The 17306-nt window shown below is 67.2% G+C and carries 12 protein-coding genes; 8 read left to right on the top strand and 4 right to left on the bottom strand.

All coding sequences use genetic code 11. The features are described 5' to 3' along the window. The first annotated feature begins 40 nt into the window (after nt 1–40). Together AC3WMR_RS15305 and AC3WMR_RS15310 are read left to right on the top strand one after the other, a co-directional pair. Entirely contained in the window at nt 41–925 is an 885-nt protein-coding gene (locus tag AC3WMR_RS15305) for a type III secretion system chaperone (RefSeq protein ID WP_492264348.1), read from the top strand. Between the two features lie 51 nt (nt 926–976). Next, entirely contained in the window at nt 977–4357 is a 3381-nt protein-coding gene (locus tag AC3WMR_RS15310; protein WP_492264347.1) for a hypothetical protein, read from the top strand. 30 nt (nt 4358–4387) lie between these two features. Here the strand turns inward: AC3WMR_RS15310 and AC3WMR_RS15315 are convergent, their stop codons facing one another. The 3 genes from AC3WMR_RS15315 to AC3WMR_RS15325 all read right to left on the bottom strand — a co-directional run bounded on the left by AC3WMR_RS15315 (nt 4388) and on the right by AC3WMR_RS15325 (nt 6127). Next, nucleotides 4388–4738 (bottom strand): DOPA 4,5-dioxygenase family protein, encoded by a 351-nt coding sequence (locus tag AC3WMR_RS15315; protein ID WP_492264346.1) that lies wholly within the window; start codon nt 4736–4738, stop codon nt 4388–4390. A 4-nt stretch (nt 4739–4742) separates the two neighbouring features. Further along, nucleotides 4743–5102, bottom strand: coding sequence for a translation initiation factor Sui1 (locus tag AC3WMR_RS15320; protein ID WP_492264345.1), 360 nt, complete (start codon nt 5100–5102; stop codon nt 4743–4745). 122 nt (nt 5103–5224) lie between these two features. After that, a complete protein-coding gene (locus AC3WMR_RS15325) occupies nt 5225–6127 on the bottom strand; it encodes a LysR substrate-binding domain-containing protein (protein ID WP_492264344.1) in 903 nt (300 codons plus the stop codon). A gap of 101 nt (nt 6128–6228) precedes the next feature. Here AC3WMR_RS15325 and dkgB point away from each other — a divergent pair, with 101 nt between their 5' ends. The 4 genes from dkgB (at nt 6229) to AC3WMR_RS15345 (ending at nt 9977) form a co-directional block, all read left to right on the top strand. Next, nucleotides 6229–7032 carry a 2,5-didehydrogluconate reductase DkgB gene (gene dkgB, locus AC3WMR_RS15330; protein ID WP_492264343.1) on the top strand — a complete coding sequence of 268 codons (804 nt, stop codon included), beginning with the start codon at nt 6229–6231 and terminating at the stop codon, nt 7030–7032. A 70-nt stretch (nt 7033–7102) separates the two neighbouring features. Further along, entirely contained in the window at nt 7103–7993 is an 891-nt protein-coding gene (locus tag AC3WMR_RS15335) for an NAD-dependent epimerase/dehydratase family protein (protein WP_492264342.1), read from the top strand. Nucleotides 7994–8126: 133 nt separating this feature from the next. Continuing rightward, entirely contained in the window at nt 8127–9176 is a 1050-nt protein-coding gene (locus AC3WMR_RS15340) for an NADP(H)-dependent aldo-keto reductase (RefSeq protein ID WP_175191234.1), read from the top strand. Nucleotides 9177–9203: 27 nt separating this feature from the next. Then, nucleotides 9204–9977 (top strand): hypothetical protein, encoded by a 774-nt coding sequence (locus AC3WMR_RS15345; RefSeq protein ID WP_492264341.1) that lies wholly within the window; start codon nt 9204–9206, stop codon nt 9975–9977. On the opposite strand, the gene AC3WMR_RS15350 is transcribed toward AC3WMR_RS15345, so the two are convergent. Continuing rightward, a complete protein-coding gene (locus AC3WMR_RS15350) occupies nt 9971–13903 on the bottom strand; it encodes a bifunctional nitrate reductase/sulfite reductase flavoprotein subunit alpha (RefSeq protein WP_492264340.1) in 3933 nt (1310 codons plus the stop codon). The two genes, AC3WMR_RS15345 and AC3WMR_RS15350, sit on opposite strands and share 7 nt — an antisense overlap. Before the next feature lie 414 nt (nt 13904–14317). On the opposite strand from AC3WMR_RS15350, the gene nirB reads away from it, so the two are divergent. Both nirB and nirD read left to right on the top strand, forming a co-directional pair. Next, nucleotides 14318–16891 carry a nitrite reductase large subunit NirB gene (gene nirB / locus AC3WMR_RS15355; protein ID WP_492264339.1) on the top strand — a complete coding sequence of 858 codons (2574 nt, stop codon included), beginning with the start codon at nt 14318–14320 and terminating at the stop codon, nt 16889–16891. Beyond that, entirely contained in the window at nt 16891–17304 is a 414-nt protein-coding gene (gene nirD, locus AC3WMR_RS15360) for a nitrite reductase small subunit NirD (protein WP_492264338.1), read from the top strand. Before nirB ends, nirD begins: the two co-directional genes overlap by 1 nt. The last annotated feature ends 2 nt before the right edge of the window (nt 17305–17306 follow it).

Consider the following 17306-nt stretch of genomic DNA (forward strand, 5'->3'; position numbering starts at 1 on the left):
TTGCCGGCTATCGCTCCGTTGGCGCCTGCCAGGAACCGCCATGCCCAGATCCAACCATGAAGATTGCCTGAAGGAATACGCCCAGGCGTCGCCCGAGCCGGTGCAATGGGATGCCGATGGCAGCGCCTTGTGCCGCCCCTCGGGCTGGCCGGTACATGCGGCTTATGTGGAAGGCAGCGACAGCATGTTGTTCTTCAGCGCTCTGGGGCGCGCGCCCGCGACGCCGCCGGCACATTTCTGGCGCACGCTGCTGACCCTGGGCTATCCCTGCCCGGAATGGATTCCGGCGGTGTCCCACGAACCGGCGACCGACCAATGGGTGTTGAGCCTGCGCTTGCCGGCTCACCGTTACGAGGCGGCGCGCTATGCGCAATGGCTGGCGCACTTCGGCGCCATCGCTGCGGACGGCGCCGCGGCGTTGCAGGCGCCTGACGCGCCGCCTTGGCGCCCGGGCGTGGCGGCCACGGCGACGCCGCGGCCCGATGGAGACCTGACGCCGTACCAGCAGGCCATCGACGCCTTGGCCGACCGCCATGGCGCCGAGCGGCTGCATGAGTGGGCGCCGCAACGTCTGCTGTTGCGGCTGGACGACCTGGACATCCAGCTGCGGCATGGCGCCTGGACGGACACGCTCATGGCCGTCTGCCGGATCGGCGGCGATGCGGCCGCGCTGGACCGGATCTGCGGGGATCTGGCCGCGGTCAACGCGCGCATGCCGACGAGCGGCCCGCATTTCTCCATCGAAGCGCTCAGCGGCGAACTGATCCTGGCTGGAACTTTCGACCTGAACCGGTTACTCAGCAGGGATTGGCTTGACTACCTGGAAGGGTTCCATCGCCACGCATTGCGGGCGAGAGACGCGCTTTCACGATCCGCCGAACCTGCCGATCGCGCTTTGCCCCCGGGGTCTTTCGTGTTCGTCTGACCTCGGGCCAACCGCCCGGAACCGGCATCCGGGACTGCTTCGAGGTGCGGCATGACGATCAATCTGGGCAATTTTCAAACGGCGGCGGGGGGCCGCGCCGATCGCAGCGTCTTCGTCCTGGACGGCAATGGCGGTGTGGAGCTACGGTCGGATGATCGGGCGAACACCCTGACGGAGCAGGACAACCGCAAGCTCAAGAACGCTTTTCTGGCGGCGGTCACGGCCGAGTACGATGGCTTGGCCGCGATGCAGGCATGGCGTGTACTGGACTCGCTGGCCACGCCGCTGACCACCGAAACCTATGCACAGGTCCGGCTGGCCTTGACCGATGCCCATCGGCTGCTGCTGGACGGGGACGCCGTGCGCGGCCAGATTCGCACCGAACTGGAAGGGCGTGCAGTCCCGCCCGTGCTGCTCGAGCAGTTGGCGGAGCAGGTGCGTGGCGCCGTGGACGCGCTGGCGTTGCCGCCTTCGGCGTTCACGCTGGCACGCGCGGTCGACCGGGTATTGGCTTTGCATTCACCGTCCGGCGAAAGTGATGCTGTGATATCGCTGCAGGAGGGAGCGCCAGAGATTCCAAGATATCCCGATGGAGGTTTTACCGTCGAAGGGTGGGAAGGATTCATCGCGGCGCTGCAGGCCAAGCCAACTGACATGGCAAGCCCGTCGAATTTCTTTCGGACCTTGCTGCCGGAAGTCAACGACCAACACCGTGATTGGTATACCAATTTCGTCATGCTCAACCAGTTCGCCAACGGCCTGGATTCCGGCAATCAGGGGGAGCTCCAATCGGCGTTGCGCCAGCGTTCGCTGGGCTACCTGTACAAGTATGCGACGCCGGGCGAGTCGCTGTCCGAGCTGCAGACCACGCCGTTGACCCAGCCGCACGTCTATCACCGAACCGGCGGCATGATCGCAGAAAATTTCCGTGCCGAACTGGATCTGTCGTTGGGATTTCACGGCAAGAACGTTTTCCCAGGCCAGCATCTGAAGCGAGTTCAATTGTGCGGAGAAAACTGCGCAACCGCATACCCCGTCGCATCATTGGATGCGTTCGAAGTCGCCAAGTTGAAGTTCAGTGCGCTTGGGCCTGGACATACGCTGCTGTCTGCAAGCGCATTGGATGTAGCGTCCATCTGTACTGCCGCGGTGAAGTGGCTGATGGATCCCGAGGGCGGAACGGTCTTGATCGATATCAGGGGGCTGATGCCACGCGACCTGACATCGACCGCTTACGCGGCGGCGTTGAAGAAAGTGCAGAATACGCTTGAAGGGGTCGTCAACGAACAGCTGAAGCAATACGTCGGAACTGATCCCGACGCATCGACGCGCGTGGAAGAGTTGTTCAAGCGGCTCGACGAGACGGTGGCCCTGATAGACATGACGACGGTTGGCAAGCAACCGGCATTGATCCTGGCTACGCTGAGGAATACCGCACAGCTTCAGCGAGTCGTGGCATTCGAGACATTGACGGGACTGATGAGCGGCCGAGGCATGAACGCCGGACCGCAGCAGATACTGGAGAACTGGGCGCAATCCGAATCGCCCGAGCGCATCCATCAATGCATATCGGGCAAGACATTGGCTGCCATGAATGCGGATTTGGTGGAGCTTGGCGCGCCGGAGTCCGGCCTGCGAGAGTACGGCTCCTTCGCCGATCTGAAGGATCACGCCGTGATCAGTGAATTCCGCAAGCTCGTGCAGGCTTCGGCATCCACGCATCCCCTGGCGGGCGGCTTCGTACCGGCGTCGGACACGGAGGGGCTGGTCTACCAGCCGCACGATTTCGGCAAGCCGTATATTCATCTGCTGGGAGGCATCATGCTCGCACAGCTGGATGCCTTGCCGCAGAATGCCTTCGAGGCGCCCGGCGACCTCGTGCTCGCCTATCTGTGCAATCGCATCGTGGGCCACATCGGGAATGCTAACGCCGCGAAAGATTCACAGATCCAATTTCTGGACGCCATGCATCTGGTCAACGAGGAAATCACGACGGCGCTGACGCTTCTGCGGCCTTACCGCCGTGATCAACTGAAGCTGGAATTGCCGACGCTGCATGGCATGCCGCAGGCCATCGAACCCAGGTACGCCATCGCCAATGGCGGAATGAACGCGCTGAGCATGGTGCTGAGCGGCGTGCAGGCCCAGAAAGGCACCACACAGCTGAACGTGCTGATGCAGCGTCGCAGCTATTACGAAGAATCCGCCTATGCGGTTGGAGAGATTGCGCGTTACCAGCAATTCGCGTTCGACGGCCGTGATCTCACGAACGGCGTCGCCGCCTTGAAGGAAAAACTCTCAGGCGACGTGAAGCTGGATCTGTTTGTCGCCGAGTTTCATCACAACGTCACCACGGATGACAATCGCTATACCCCGGAAAATCTTGCCATGCAGGTCGGCAATCTGCTGGACAGCGGCGTGCTGGCGGACTCGTGCACCATCGCCATCGATACGACCATGAACCTCTCCAGCCAGTCTGACATCACCGAATTCCTGGATGCAGTCAAGCAGCAAGTCGGCAGCGGTCGTCTTAACGTGGTGTTGTTCCGTAGCGGCCAGAAGTTCGACATGGGGGGTATGGATCACCTGAATGCCGGCTTGATGGCTACCTACAACGAACCGACGCGGTTTGCCGCGTATAACGCCGGCACCCGGGAGGCGTCGTTCGAGCCATCGGCGACCACGTTGCAAGGCATGATCCACCTGGAGATGCATGCCGGGGATAAGCTGGACGCGTACCGACAAGCCATAGCCAACGCCAACCGGAGTCTTATCGGACCGCTCAATTCGGCCCGATTGCCGCGTGCGCTGATCGGGATGGGCAATGAAAAAACGTTGGCGGGTGACGCCATGCTGCAACTGGCGCCCAGCACCGACCCCAATGCGGTGTTTCTGGATATCCGGTCGCCGATCAGTGCGACATTTTTACCCGCCGACCGTGACAATTGCCTGCGCGAGGTCATGGGAAGGTTCCAGCGGTTGGCGGTGGCCAATGACCTGCCTTGCGGTGATCGTCCCAGTTTCGGCTTTCCTCACTTGAATATTTCCGACATCCTGGGGGTGGAAAACGCCAAGCTGCGCCTGACGCTAGGGCTGGAGCCTGAGAAGGGCCTGGTCGCTGTGCGCGATATCCTGGTTGCGCTGGACCTGGCCGGCCGATTGGCCCGCAATCTGGGCGCGACACCTGCGCAGATGGCCAATCTGTTCCGCGAAGGCGACGAATTCTTTGACGCGTTACTTGCCCAGGTGCGTAGTGACAAGAAGGTCGCAACACCGTTGTTGTCAGTAGACGATGGCCAGCAGTTGCACATCAGCGGACTGACGGCGCATGACGCGTCGGTGCGCAGGCTGGATGAGGCGTTGGCTGGTTGCGGACTGTCGCTGCGTAGCGCACTGTCCGAAGCCACTGTGAGCAGGCTGTTCAAGGTATAGCCGGCGCGCGGGCGCCTGGCCGCCGGCAGCCTAGCCGCCCAGCGCCGCCAGGTTCAACACATGGCTATGCCCGATCCATACGGCGCAGTCGCGGTGGTCGCGCAGTGACTGGCCGGTGTTGGGGTGCAGGAACACGTCCAATGCGCCATGGTTCAGCGTCAGCCACGTGATCACCTGATGCAGCGCGGGCGGCGCGAACGCGATCTGGTAGCTCCATTGCGGATGCGGGCCGACCGGGCGCTCATGGAAGCGGCCCATGTCGACCGTGTCGCCGAAGTGCGCGATGACCTGTTCGCGCAGGGCCCAGGCCGCGTCGCGGCTGTCGGCGTTGAAGTAGACGTGGGCGTGCCAGCTGTCGACGAGTTCGGGGTTCAGGGTCATGGCGTCAGCCTCCGGCGCGTTTGGCGCGGTGGCCCAGTTTGTTGAGTGCGTCCAGGATGCGGTCGCAGTGGTCGCCCTGGACTTCGATGATGCCGTCCTTGACGGTGCCGCCCGAGCCGCAGGTGGTGCGCAATTGCTTGCCCAGCGCGGCGAGCGCGTCGGCGTCCAGCGGCAGGCCTTTCACCACGGTCACGGCCTTGCCGCCGCGGCCCTTGGTTTCCCGCATCACGCGCACGCCGCCGGGGGCCGGGGCAGGGCGCGCTGGCGCCTGGCATTGGCAATCGGCAAGCGAGCGCCGGCAATCCGGGCACATTCGGCCGCCGTCGGTGGAATAGACGAGTCCGCCTTTGGAGCTGTTCTTCATGGTGTTGCGCGGTGTTGCGGGGTCAAGCGGCCATTATGCCGCACCGCCGGTGCGCCGGCCGCGGGGTCGCCCGCCGCGGGGTCGCCCGCCGCGGGATCGCCCGCCGCGGGACCGCCCGCCGCCTACTCCTCAAAGCCGCGCGGGCCCAGGGTTTCGGTCAGGTAGTCGATGAACGACTTGATGCGCGAGGAGATCGCGGTATTGCGATAGTAGACCGCGTTGATCGGCTGGCGCACGTCCAGCGTCTGGCGCGCAAACAGCTGCTGCAAGGCGCCCGACTGGCGGTCGCCGCGGGTCATGAAGTCGGACAGGCAGACGATGCCGGCGCCGTGCAGCGCCAGTTGCCGCAGGGTTTCGCCGCTGTGCGAGCGGATGGCGGGCTGGATGTGCAAGGGTTCGCCGGTGCTGTCGGCCAGCGGCCATTGATTCAGCGCTTCCAGCTGCGAGAAGCCCAGCAGCGTATGGGCCTGCAGGTCGTCGATGCGCTTGGGCGTGCCCTGCGCGGCCAGGTAGGCGGGGCTGGCCAGCACCCGCACGCGGCTGCGGCCGATGGGCACCGCGTGCAGCGACGAATCCTTCAGGCTGCCGATGCGCAGCGCCAGGTCGGTGCGGCGTTCGAGCAGGTCGATGTTGCCTTCGTTGCTGTTCAGTTCCAGTTCGACCTTGGGATAGCGCGCGCGGTAGCCCGGCACCAGCGGCACGATGACGTGCAGCATGAAGGGCGAGGCCGCATCGACCCGCAGGCGGCCGGCCGGCTGGTTGCGGCGCGCGGTCATCAGTTCTTCGGTTTCCTCGACGGCGGCGATGATCTTCCTGGCCTGCTCCAGGTAGGCGCGGCCCTCTTCGGTCAGTTCCAGCCGGCGGGTGGTGCGGCGCATCAGCGTGGTCTGCAGCTTTTCCTCCAGCCGGCTCATGGTGCGGCTGGTGGCGGAAATGGTCTGCTGCAGCGCATCGGCCGCGGCGGTGATCGAGCCGCTGTCCACGATGGCGATAAAGACCTGCATTTCGTCGAGTGTCGTCTTCATATTTGACGTTATATCAAAAGTATTTCGCCAATACAGGGCTTATTCCGCAAGTATCGCGCAGGCACACTGAACCCATTCCAACACTTATCCGGAGTTTTTACATGAGCATTCCGTCTTTTGGCGTGGGGACCTTCCGCCTGCAGGGCCAGGTCGTCATCGATTCGGTGCGCAACGCGCTGGACGTGGGCTACCGCGCCGTCGATACCGCCCAGATCTATGAAAACGAAGCCGAGGTCGGCCAGGCCATCGAGGCCAGCGGCGTGGCCCGTGGCGACCTGTTCCTGACCACCAAGATCTGGGTGCCCCACTATAGCCGCGCGAAACTGGTGCCCAGCCTGAAGGAAAGCCTGGCCAAGCTGCGCACCGACTACGTCGACCTGACCCTGATCCATTGGCCCGCGCCCGGCAACGGCGTGTCCGTGGCCGAATTCATGGCCGCGCTGGCCGATGCCCGCGAACAGGGCCTGACGCGCCAGATCGGCATTTCCAACTTCCCCATCGCCGAAACCCGCGAGGCCATCGCCGCGGTGGGCAAGGACGCCATCGCCACCAACCAGATCGAACTGAGCCCGTACCTGCAAAGCCCCACGCTGGTGAGCTTCCTGCAGGATCAGGGCATTCACATCACCTCGTACATGACCCTGGCCTACGGCAAGGTGCTCAAGGACCCCGTGATCGGCCAGATCGCGCAGCGCCACAACGCCACGCCGGCCCAGGTGGCCCTGGCCTGGGCGTTGCAGCGCGGCTTTGCCGTGATTCCGTCGTCGACCAAGCGCGACAACCTGGCCAGCAACCTGCTGGCCCGCGACCTGCGCCTGACCGAGGACGACATGGCGCAGATCGCCGCGCTGGATCGCAACGGCCGCGAAGTCAGCCCCGACGGCCTGGCCGCCGCGTGGGATTGATCTCCGCCACGATTGAACCGCCGCGTCCGCGGGGCTGGCCCCGGACGCGGCACGCAAGGAGCAACGCATCATGAAGCTATTCATCACAGGCGCCAGCGGTTTCATCGGTGGCGCGGTGGCTGCCTCGATGGCCCGCGCCGGCCATCAGGTCCGCGGCCTGATCCGCAACCCGGACCGTGCGGACGAACTGCGCCGATTCGGCATCGAACCCGTGCTGGGCACGCTGGACGACGCCGCACTGCTCAAGGCCGAAGCGCAGGCCGCCGATGCCGTCATCAACGCGGCCAGCAGCGACCACCGCGGCGCGGTCGAAGCGCTGCTGGACGGGCTGGCCGGCAGCGGCAAGGCGTTCGTCCACACCAGCGGCAGCAGCCTGGTCAGCGACGATGCGCTGGGCGAGCCGGGGGACGCGGTGTTCGACGAAACCACGCCGGTCGAACCGGTGCCCGGCAAGGTGGCGCGCATTGCCATCAACGACCTGATCCTGGGCGCCGCGCCGGGCGTGCGCAGCGTCGTGCTGTGCCACAGCCTGATCTATGGTTCCACCGATGCGCCGCGCGCGCAGAGCGTGCAGATTCCGCCGCTGGTGGCGCAGGCCCGCGAAAGCGGCATCGCGCGCCACGTGGGCCGGGGCCTGAACCGCTGGTCCAACGTGCACATTGCGGACGTGGCCGAGCTGTACCACCTGGCGCTGGCCCAGGCGCCGGCGGGCAGCTTCTATTTTGTCGAAAACGGCGAAACGGCCTTTGTCGACCTGGTGGGCGCCATCGCCCAGGCACTGAAGCTGGGGCCGGCCCAGGCGTGGGACCCCGTCCAGGCGGTGGCGTACTGGGGGCAGGACCTGGGCGCCTATGCCCTGGGGTCCAACAGCCGGGTACGGTCGGGCAAGGCGCGCCGGGAACTGGGTTGGGCGCCGCGCCACGGCGACGTGATCGCCTGGGTGCGCGAAGCCATCGCGTAAGGCGGGGCGCGCCCCATGCCTGGCGGCCCGGCCGTCCACGGGATGGCCCAACGGCCGGCCGCCGTCAGCAAAACGCCAACCGAGTTGCGGTAAGGTAACCGTTCCCCTTCAGTGACACCGCACGGAGCAGAACTTGAAATACCGCAAACTCGGCCGTACCGACCTGGACGTCAGCCTGATCGGCCTGGGCACCATGACCTGGGGCGAGCAGAATACCGAGGCCGAAGCCCACCAGCAGCTGGATTACGCGCTGGAGCGCGGCATCAACCTGGTCGACGTGGCCGAGATGTATCCCGTGCCGCCCAAGCCCGAAACCCAGGGCCTGACCGAAACCTATATCGGCACCTGGCTGGCGCGCAGCAAGCGTCGCCAGGACATCGTGCTGGCCAGCAAGGTGGCCGGCCCGGTGCGCGATCCCAAGCGCCCCGGCCACATCCGCGACGGCAAGACCTTCCTGGATCGCAAGAACCTGACCGAAGCGCTGGACGCCAGCCTGAAGCGCCTGCAGACGGACTACCTGGACCTGTACCAGCTGCATTGGCCCGACCGCACCACCGCCACTTTCGGCCAGCTGTCGTATCCGTGGGTCAAGGACGACCACACCGTGCCGATCGAAGAAACCCTGTCGGTCTTGCAGGATTTCGTGCGCGCCGGCAAGGTGCGCCACGTGGGCGTATCCAACGAAACGCCGTGGGGCGTGTCGCAATTCCTGAAGGCGTCCGACAACCTGGGCCTGCCGCGCATCGCGTCCATTCAAAACGCCTACAGCCTGCTCAACCGCGTGTATGAAATCGGCCTGTCCGAATTCACCCACCACGAAGGCGTGGGCCTGTTGGCCTATTCGCCGCTGGCGATGGGCATGCTGTGCGGCAAGTACCTGGACGGCGCCCGTCCGGCCAATGCGCGCCTGACGCTGTACACGCGCTTCACGCGCTACAGCAACCCGCAGGCCGAGGCCGCCACCCGCGAATACGTCGAACTGGCGCGCCAGCACGGCGTGTCGCCCACTCACCTGGCCCTGGCCTGGGTCAACCAGCGCCCGTTCGTCACCAGCAACCTGATCGGCGCCACCAACCTGGATCAATTGAAGGAAAATATCGACAGCGTCGACGTGGAACTGTCCGCCGACGTGCTCAAGGCCATTGACCAGATCCACGTGCGCCACCCGAATCCGGCGCCCTGATCCCGCCGCGCGGGAACAAGGACACGCATGCGCAATCTCGACTTCAGTTCCTGGCAAGCCGTGCTGTCCACCCTGTTGGGGCTGGCGGTCATCACCCTGATCGGGGTGGGGATTCGCCTGCTGGTCATGCAGACCATCCAGCAGCGCCGCGAGCGCGAGAACCGCCAGATCAACGAGCGCCTGCGCACGTTGATCGCGGCCTACAAGACGCTGGGCGGCTCGTTCACTGGCAACCTGGCGGTGGACCCGACCCATCTGCGCGACCTGCGCCGCGGCGTGCCCGTGGCGCAGGCGGACCTTGATGCCGACCCTGACGGGATCGACGCACCCGGGGCCGACCTCTCGGGCGGTGATTTGCCAGGCGGCGAGCGCCGCAGACGCGTGCGCGACGCGGTCGAGGCCGCGCTGTCCGACATCATCCTGCTGGGCACCGAAGAACAGGTGCGGCTGGCGGCGCGCGCCGCGTCGGACCTGACGGCCGGACGCAGCATCCAGACCGCCGAACTGGTGATTTCGCTGCGCGACTTCATCCGGGGCGTGCTGGATCTGGAACCCGTGCCGGTGGGGCTGGAGATTCCCCGGCAGGGCCCGACCCGGCCCGCAGGCACGCGCGGCAAAAGCGAAGGCAACGCCCGCGGCGAGGCGCGCGGGGGCGGCAAGGGCGGTGGCGCAGGGGCCGGTGGCGGGGCCGCGGCCGGCATGGGCGTGGGGATGGGATTGGGCGCCGGGCGCACGGCCGAGACGTCGCACGAAGCCGTTGATCCCGTCGATCCGCTGGAGCCCCACGGCGCGCGTCAGTAGACGTCCCGCACGTACCGCTTGTCCGTCGCCATCTGCGCCACATAGGCCGCGGCGGCGTCGGCGTCCAGGCCGCCCTGTTCCGCCACCACCTGCCGCAGCGCGGCGTCCACGTCCTTGGCCATGCGGCCGGCATCGCCGCACACGTAGAAGTGCGCGCCCGCATCCAGCCAGGCCCACAGCTGCGCGCCATGTTCGCGCATGCGGTCCTGCACGTAGACCTTAGCGGCCTGGTCGCGAGAAAAAGCCAGGTCCAGCCGGGTGAGCAGGCCCTGGCCCTGCAACGTCTGCAATTCCTCGCGGTAGTAGAAATCGCTGGCCGCATGCTGCTCGCCAAAGAACAGCCAATTGCGGCCCCGGTCGCCGCGTGCCTGGCGCTCTTGCAGAAACGCCCTGAACGGCGCGACGCCGGTGCCCGGGCCCACCATGATCATCGGCGTATCGCTGCCCTGCGGCGGGCGGAAGTGACGCGTGGGTTGCACGAAGACGGGCACATCCACGTTGCCTGCGCGGTCGGCCAGGAATGTGGACGACACCCCCTTGCGGGCGCGTCGGCCGTTGTCGTAGCGCACCGCCGAGACGGTCAGGTGGACTTGTCCGGGGTGCGCCTTGGGGCTGGACGAAATGGAATACAGCCGCGGCTGCAGGCGCTTGAGCACACCCAGCCATTCGTGGGCGGACAGCGCTGCCGGGTAGGCGTGCAACACGTCGGCCAGCTGCTTGCCCCATAGCCAGTGTTGCAGGTCCGCGCGATGCGCCGCGTCCAGCAACTGCCGCAGGCCCGCGTCGCGGGTGCGCTCGGCGATCAACGCCAGCGCGGCGGGCGCGGGCCGCGCAATCTCGTAATGCTGGGCCCAGGCCTGGGCCAGCGGCATGTCGCCAACGCCCGGCACCGTCACCACGGTGTCGGGCGGCAGGCGGGTCTGCGCCAGCAGTTCCAGTACCAGTTCAGGGCAGTTCTCGGGCCATACGCCCAGCGCGTCGCCGGCCTCGTAGGCCAGGCCGGTCGCGCCGATATCCAGCGCGAAGGCGCGCGTGTCCTTGGCGCCGCCGGGCGTGTTCAGGCGCAGGTTTCGGACCAGGCGAGCCAGGGCGGGTCGGGTTTTGGAGGGGGCCGACGATGACGGCTCGGCGTTGCCAGGCGCCGCGGCAGAGGGCCAGTCATCCTCGGCCGCCAACGCGTCGGCCATGGCGTCGGGCGGCGCGGGATGCGCAGGCTGGCTGCCCTCTGCCGTGCGTATGGCGGCCACCACGTCCGCCAGCCAGGCATCGGCCGGCGCCTGGAAATCCGTATCGCAATCGACCCGCGCCAGCAGTGGCTGCGCGCCCAGCGCTTGCAGCCGTGCATCCAGGTTGCGGCCGTGGCCGCAGAACGCGGCATAGTTGCTGTCGCCCAGTGCCAGCACCGCGTAGCGCACCGATGCCAGCGACGGCGCATCGGCGCTTGAGAGCGCGCGCCACAGGTCCTGCCCGTTGTCGGGCGCGTCGCCATCGCCGAAGGTGCTGCTGATCAGCAGCAGGTAGGGGTTGCGCGTCAGCGCCTCTACCGTCACATCGGCCATGCAGGCCGTGCGCAACTGAAAGCCGGCTTCGGCCAAGGCATTGGCATGGCTTTCCACCAGCGCTTCGGCGTTGCCGGTCTGCGAGGCCCATAGCAGCGTTACGCGGGGGCGGGGGCCGACGATGTGGACGGCACCGACGGCCAACGCCTCGGTGTCGGCCAAGGCCGCGTCGGCCGCATCGCTCCGCGCGACGGCCTTGGGCTTGGCAGCCGCCACCCGGCACAGCGCCACCGCACAGCATTTCAGTTCGGGCTGCTGCGACAACGGATCGATGGCGTCGTGAGTGACCGCGTTGATGCACAGGTCGTCGCCGTACACGTCGTTCCAGTGCATGGGGGCAAAGCACTGCCCTGGCTGCACCCGGTCGGTGATCGTGGCCGGCAGCACCGCGCGGCCACGGCGCGAACGCACCTCGACGCTGTCGCCCGCGTCGATGCCCAGCGCCTGGGCGTCGTCGGGGTGAATCTCGATGAACGGCCCGGGATTGAGCTTGTTCAGCATCGGCACCTTGCCCGTCTTGGTCAGCGTGTGCCACTGGTGCTGCACGCGCCCGGTGTTCAGCATCAAGGGATAATCGGCATCGGGCAGCTCGGCCGGGTCGACGTGCGGTCGCGCGAAGAACTGCGCCCGGCCGTTGGCGGTGGCGAACGCCAGGCGCGGGCGCGCGCCGTCCGCGTCCTCACGCAGCGTCTGGCTGACGCCATCGTTCAGGTAGCGGATCGGATTGCGCACGGGGCCGTCCGGTCGTGCACAGGGCCATTGCAGCGGGGTGTCGCGCAGCCGCGCATGGCTGGCGCCGCGCAGGTCGTAGCCGGTGGCGGGGTTGAAGAAGCCGGTGATTTCCTCGAACACTTCGGCCGCGCTGGCATAGGTGAAGGCGTGGCCGTAGCCCATCTCGCAGGCGATGTCGGCAATGAGGCGCCAGTCAGGCAGGGCATCGCCCGGGGGCGGCACCGCTTGCGGCATCAGCGTCAGGGTGCGCTCGGAATTGATCATCACGCCGTCGGCCTCGGCCCACAGCGCACCGGGCAGCAGGACGTCGGCGTAGCGGTTGGTCTCGGTATCCAGGTAGGCATCCTGCGTGATCACCAGTTCGGCCGCGCGCAGGCCCGCCACCACGGTCTGGCGGTTGGCGACGCTGGCGACCGGGTTGGTGCAGATGATCCAGCAGGCCTTGATCTCGCCCTGCGCCATGCGCTGGAACAGATCGATGGTGCCCTTGCCCAGGCGCGTGTGCAACGTGCCGGCCGGCACGCCCCAGCGCTGTTCGACAAAGGCGCGGTCGTCGGCGGACAGCACGGTGCGCTGGCCCGGCAGGCCCGGCCCCATGTAGCCCATTTCGCGGCCGCCCATGGCGTTGGGCTGGCCGGTCAACGAAAACGGGCCACTGCCCGGCCGGCAGATCGCGCCGGTGGCCAGGTGCAGGTTGCACAGCGCGTTGGTGTTCCAGGTGCCGTGGGTGCTCTGGTTCAGGCCCATGGTCCAGCAGCTCATCCATTCCCGCGCCGCGCCGATCCATTCGGCCGCCTGGCGCAGTTGCGCCGCCGGCAGGCCGGTGATGGCCTCGACCCGCTCGGGGGCATAGTCCGTCAGGAAGGCGGGCATGGCATCCCAGCCGTCGGTATGCGCGGCGATGAAGGCCGTATCGGTCTTGCCTGCCTGGTGCAGCAGGTGCAGCAGGCCATTGAGCAGCGCCAGGTCGGTGCCGGGGCGGATAGCCAGGTGCAGCCCGGCCTTCTCGGCCGTGGCGGTGCGGCGCGGATCCACCACGATCAGGCGCGCGCCGGCCTTCACGCGGTCCATCATGCGCAGGTACAGGATCGGATGGCAGTCGGCCATGTTGGCGCCGATGACCAGGAACAGGTCGGCGCGGTCGATGTCCTGATACGCGCCCGGCGGCCCGTCCGCACCCAATGACAGCTTGTAGCCGCTGCCGGCGCTGGCCATGCACAGGCGCGAATTCGATTCGATATTGTTGGTGCCGATGAACCCCTTGGCCAGCTTGTTGGCCAGGTACTGCGCTTCGATCGACATCTGCCCCGACACATACAGCGACACCGCGTCCGGGCCGTGGGTATCGATCAGGGCGCGCAGCCGCCGGGCGGTGCCCTGCACGGTCTCGCGCAGGGGGCGCGGCACCGGGGCCTGGTCGCGTTGCCATCGCGCATAGGCGTGTTCCAGCCGCCCCGACTGGCGCAACGCCACGTGGGCCGACGCGCCTTTGGTGCACAGGCGGCCGGCATTGCCGGGATGCTCGCGGTGGCCGGTGATCTTCACCACCTGTTCGCCCTCGACGTGCAGGGTCATGCCGCAGCCCACGCCGCAATAGGGGCAGACGGTATCCACGGTGCGCGGGTTGCCGCTCATGCTCGCTTCCAAAAAAAAGCGCCCTGCCGGTGCGGCCGCGGGGCCGGACGGGCAGGGCGCCATTGCCCTGTTGCCCGGCGTCGCCGGGTCGATATGGCATTCGATGCAAGTTCCATGCCAGTGGGGTTTCGCCTGGAGGCCCGGACGCGGCGCGCGCAGGGCGGTGCGCGACTGCACCGCGATGGTGCGGCAACGCACTCTTTTGGGGGCGTGCGCAGCGGCGGGTGCAGCAGCGTACGCAGCGGCGCAGCGGGACCCAGGCGGGCGCCATGCCGATGGCACGCTTATTGCTTTGAAACCCATACCGGGCCCGAGTCCGGCCAGACAACGCATGCAGTGCAGGCAACGGCGCCCGGACCCTCCAGTCCTGGGCGCCGTTTGTCTTTTCGAAACCCCAACGGCAGCCGACACACCATGAGCACAGCGACTTCTCCGAATTCCATGCAGACCCTGATCGTGATCGGCAACGGCATGGTCGGCCACCATTGCGTCGAGCAACTGGTGGAACGCGGCGCGCTCGCACGCTGGCGCATCGTGGTGTTCGGCGAAGAGACTCGCCGCGCCTACGACCGCGTGCACCTGTCGGAATACATGGACGGACGCGATGCCGAATCCATGGCATTGGGCGAGGCTGCCTTCTATGAACAGCCGGGCCTGACGCTGCGCCTGGGCACGCCGGTGCTGCGCATCGACCGCCAGCAGCGCCAGGTGGTCACGGCAGATGGCAGCCTTCACTACGACAAGCTGGTGCTGGCCACGGGCTCGTACCCGTTCGTGCCGCCGATCGCGGGCGCCGAGGGCGCCTCAAAGCTGGTCTACCGCACGCTGGACGACCTGGACCGCATCCGCGAGGCGGCCGATGGCGCGCGCCGTGGCGTGGTGGTGGGCGGCGGGCTGCTGGGGCTGGAAGCGGCCAACGCGTTGAAGTCGCTGGGGCTGGAGGCGCACGTCGTGGAATTCGCGTCGCGCCTGATGCCGGTGCAGTTGGATGAAGCCGGTGGCGCGGCGCTCAAGGCGCGCATCGAGTCGCTGGGCGTGGGCGTGCACCTGTCGCGCGCCACCCAGGAAATCAAGGGCGGCACGCAGTACCGCTATCGCATGCGCTTTGCCGAAGGCGCGCCGCTGGAAACCGACCTGATCGTGTTCTCGGCCGGCATCCGGCCGCAGGATGCGTTGGCGCGCCACGCAGGCCTGGCGGTGGCCGAACGCGGCGGCATCGCGGTGGATGGACAATGCCGCAGCAGCGATTCGAACATCTACGCCATCGGCGAATGCGCGGCCGTGAACGGCGCCATCTTCGGCCTGGTGGCGCCCGGCTACCAGATGGCGCGCACCGCGGCTGCGGACCTGTGCGGCGACAATGCCGCGGCCTTCCAGGGCGCCGACATGTCCACCAAGCTCAAGCTGCTGGGCGTGGACGTGGGCTCGATCGGCGACGCGCACGGCGTGACGCCGGGCGCGCGCAGCTACCGCTATATCGACGAGGCCGGCGCGTCGTACCGCCGCCTGGTGGTGTCCGAAGACGGCAAGCGCGTGCTGGGCGCCGTGCTGGTGGGCGACAACCGCTACTACGACACGCTGCTGCAATACGCGCAGAACGGCATCGCCCCGCCCAAGGACCCGGCCAGCCTGATCCTGCCCGTGGGCCAGAGCGCACCGGCACTGGGCGTGGATGCGCTGCCCCTGGCCGCCACCGTCTGTTCGTGCCACAACGTCAGCAAGGGCGCGATCTGCGACGCGCTGGACGCCGGCTGTTCGGACCTGGGCGGCGTCAAGGCCTGCACCAAGGCGGCCACCGGCTGCGGCGGCTGCTCGGCCCTGCTCAAGCAAGTGGTGGAACACGAGCTGGCGCGTCGCGGCGTGGCGGTGGACAAGAGCCTCTGCGAACACTTCGCCCATACCCGCCAGGAGCTGTACGCCATTGTGCGGGTGCAGGGTATCGAATCGTTCGAGGAACTGCTGGCGCGCCACGGCCGCGGCCACGTCGGCTGCGACCTGTGCAAGCCGACGGTGGCGTCGATCCTGGCCTCGTGCTGGAATCGGCCGATCCAGGACCCGCACCTGGTGCCGCTGCAGGACACCAACGATACCTTCATGGCCAACATGCAGAAGAACGGCACCTATTCGGTGGTGCCGCGCATCCCGGGCGGCGAGGTCACGCCCGACGGCCTGATCGCCATCGGCGCCGTGGCCAAGAAGTACCAGCTGTACACCAAGATCACCGGCGGACAGCGCATCGACCTGTTCGGCGCGCAACTGCACGAGCTGCCCGACATCTGGGCCGAGCTGATCGCCGCCGGCTTCGAAACCGGCCACGCCTACGGCAAGTCCACCCGCACCGTGAAGTCGTGCGTGGGCAGCACCTGGTGCCGCTACGGCGTGCAGGACAGCGTGGCCATGGCGCTGCGCATCGAAGACCGCTACAAGGGCCTGCGCGCGCCGCACAAGCTCAAGTTCGCGGTGTCTGGCTGCACCCGCGAATGCGCCGAGGCGCAAAGCAAGGACATCGGCGTCATCGCCACCGAAAACGGCTGGAACCTGTACGTGTGCGGCAACGGCGGCATGCGCCCGCGCCACGCCGAACTGTTCGCGCAGGACCTGGACGACGCCACCCTGATCCGCTATATCGACCGCCTGCTGATGTTCTACATCCGCACCGCCGACAAGTTGCAGCGCACCTCGGTGTGGCGCGAGTCGCTCGAAGGCGGGCTGGACTACCTGAAAGCGGTCGTCATCGACGACAGCCTGAACCTGGGCGCCGAACTCGAAGCGCAGATGCAGGCCGTGGTGGACCGCTACGAATGCGAATGGGCCAACGCCCTGTCCGACCCGGAAAAGCTCAAGCGCTTTCGCACCTTCGTCAATCGCGCGGGGGGCGATCCCGATATCCGCTTCGTGCAGGAGCGCGGCCAGCCGCGCCCCGCGCCCATGGCGCCGGACGCCGCCGAGCGTCCACGTGTCATTCCCATCAACGAGGAGATCGCCTGATGCCCCCGCAAACCGCTGTCCGCGCGGCTGTGCCGCCCATTGACACGTCCGCTGCGCCGACCCTTGACGACGCCGCATGGAAGCCAGCCTGCACGCGCCGCGACCTGGTCGCCCATTCCGGCGTCGTGGCGCTGGTCGATGGCTGCCAGGTGGCCGTGTTCTACCTGCCAGACGCCGATGGCCCGACGCTGTACGCCATCGACAACCGCGACCCGAAATCCGGCGCCAACGTGATCGGCCGCGGCATCGTGGGCCACCTGGGCGGCGAACTGGTGGTGGCCTCGCCGCTGTACAAGCAGCACTTTCGCCTGCGCGATGGGGGCTGCGTGGAATACCCCGACCAGTCGCTGCGCGCCTGGCCCGCGCGCTTCAACGGCGACGCGGTGGAAATTGCGCCGCCCGCGGCGGCGTGAAA

The sequence above is a fragment of the Achromobacter sp. FW305-C-28 genome (genome assembly GCF_058783235.1).

Excerpts from the sequence above, each read along its gene's own strand:
- nirD (WP_492264338.1), top strand. The coding sequence starts at position 16,891 with ATGCCCCCGCAAACCGCTGTCCGCGCGGCTGTGCCGCCCATTGACACG.
- AC3WMR_RS15315 (WP_492264346.1), bottom strand. The coding sequence starts at position 4,738 with ATGACCCTGAACCCCGAACTCGTCGACAGCTGGCACGCCCACGTCTAC.
- dkgB (WP_492264343.1), top strand. The coding sequence starts at position 6,229 with ATGAGCATTCCGTCTTTTGGCGTGGGGACCTTCCGCCTGCAGGGCCAG.
- AC3WMR_RS15305 (WP_492264348.1), top strand. The coding sequence starts at position 41 with ATGCCCAGATCCAACCATGAAGATTGCCTGAAGGAATACGCCCAGGCG.
- AC3WMR_RS15325 (WP_492264344.1), bottom strand. The coding sequence starts at position 6,127 with ATGAAGACGACACTCGACGAAATGCAGGTCTTTATCGCCATCGTGGAC.
- AC3WMR_RS15345 (WP_492264341.1), top strand. The coding sequence starts at position 9,204 with ATGCGCAATCTCGACTTCAGTTCCTGGCAAGCCGTGCTGTCCACCCTG.
- AC3WMR_RS15350 (WP_492264340.1), bottom strand. The coding sequence starts at position 13,903 with ATGAGCGGCAACCCGCGCACCGTGGATACCGTCTGCCCCTATTGCGGC.
- nirB (WP_492264339.1), top strand. The coding sequence starts at position 14,318 with ATGAGCACAGCGACTTCTCCGAATTCCATGCAGACCCTGATCGTGATC.
- AC3WMR_RS15310 (WP_492264347.1), top strand. The coding sequence starts at position 977 with ATGACGATCAATCTGGGCAATTTTCAAACGGCGGCGGGGGGCCGCGCC.
- AC3WMR_RS15320 (WP_492264345.1), bottom strand. The coding sequence starts at position 5,102 with ATGAAGAACAGCTCCAAAGGCGGACTCGTCTATTCCACCGACGGCGGC.
- AC3WMR_RS15335 (WP_492264342.1), top strand. The coding sequence starts at position 7,103 with ATGAAGCTATTCATCACAGGCGCCAGCGGTTTCATCGGTGGCGCGGTG.